Annotated in this window: 1 protein-coding gene; it reads left to right on the top strand. The window is 63.6% G+C overall.

Going from position 1 to position 1,407, the window contains the following annotated elements:
- Window positions 1–74 precede the first annotated feature (74 nt).
- The gene (locus tag Acy02nite_RS46105) at window positions 75–1,370 is read left to right on the top strand and encodes an IS256 family transposase (protein ID WP_203756764.1); all 1,296 of its coding nucleotides are present in this window, start codon (window positions 75–77) and stop codon (window positions 1,368–1,370) included.
- Window positions 1,371–1,407: the final 37 nt, after the last annotated feature.

The raw sequence follows: 1,407 nt of genomic DNA, 5'->3' as shown, positions 1-1,407 counted from the left end.
GGGACTGTGCCAGGAGCGGTGTTTCCGGCCCGACACGCCGGGCTGAAGACCTGGCGGGATGGGCACTGTGAGTGATGACATCGAACGTTGTGAGTCCACGGAAGAAGACTGAGGGTGACGGGCGGCAGTTGTCGCCGGAGCAGGCCGCCGCGGCGGCGATGGTGGCCGAGGCCAAGGCTCGCGGGCTGGCACTGACCGGCCCGGACGGCCTGCTGAAGTTGTTCACCAAGAACGTCCTCGAAACAGCGTTGAACGAGGAGATGACCGAGCACCTCGGTCACGAGAAGAACCAGGCCGAGCCGGACCGCGAGTCGACGAATGTGCGCAATGGCAGCCGGGGCAAGACGGTGATCTCGGACGCCGCCGGTGAGGTGCGTATCGACGTGCCGCGCGATCGGGAAGGGACGTTCGAGCCGCAGATTGTCAAGAAACGGCAGCGACGTCTGACCGAGGTCGACGAGGTCGTCTTGTCGTTGTATGCGAAAGGAATGACGACCGGGGAGATTTCCGCGCATTTCGCGGAGATCTACGGCGCGTCGGTGTCGAAAGAAACGATCTCGCGGATCACCGATAAAGTCGTCGCGGAGATGACGGAATGGTCGACCCGGCCCCTCGATTCCGTTTACGCGGCCGTGTTCATCGACGCCATCGTCGTCAAGGTTCGCGAGGGGCAGGTCGCCAACCGGCCGATCTACGCGGCCATCGGGGTCACCGTGGACGGCCACAAGGACGTCCTGGGTTTGTGGGCCGGCTCCGGAGGCGAGGGCGCCAAGTTCTGGATGAGCGTCCTGATCGATCTGAAGAACCGTGGCGTGCGTGATGTTTTCTTCGTCGTCTGCGACGGCTTGAAGGGCCTGCCGGACACCGTCGCGGCGGTGTGGCCGGAAACGATTGTCCAGACCTGCATCATTCATCTGATCCGGAACACTTTCCGCCTGACCTCCCGGGCGGATTCCGACGCGATCAAACGCGACATCAAACCGATTTACACGGCGGTCAACGCCGACGCCGCGCTCGCCGCCTTGGACGACCTCGACGAGAAATGGGGAAGCAAATACCGGGCAATGGTCCGGTTGTGGCGTAACGCGTGGAACGAGTTCATTCCGTTTCTCGACTACGACGTCGAGATCAGGAGGGTGATCTGCTCGACGAATGCGATCGAGTCGTTGAATGCCCGCTACCGGCGGGCTGTCCGCGCTCGCGGGCATTTTCCGAGTGAGCAGGCCGCGTTGAAGTGCCTGTATCTTGTGACGCGCAGCCTGGACCCGACCGGGGCCGGCCGTGCCCGATGGACGATGCGCTGGAAGCCCGTGCTGAACGCCTTCGCCATCACCTTCGGTGACCGCTGGCCGGCCGCCGAGACCTACTGACCGAAGAGCCGGAAACACCGATCACGGTACGGACCCC

Source organism: Actinoplanes cyaneus, from assembly GCF_016862095.1.
Lineage (GTDB): Bacteria > Actinomycetota > Actinomycetes > Mycobacteriales > Micromonosporaceae > Actinoplanes > Actinoplanes cyaneus.
The sequence above is the reverse complement of the archived record's forward strand: the minus strand, read 5'-3'. Positions and strand labels throughout refer to the sequence as shown.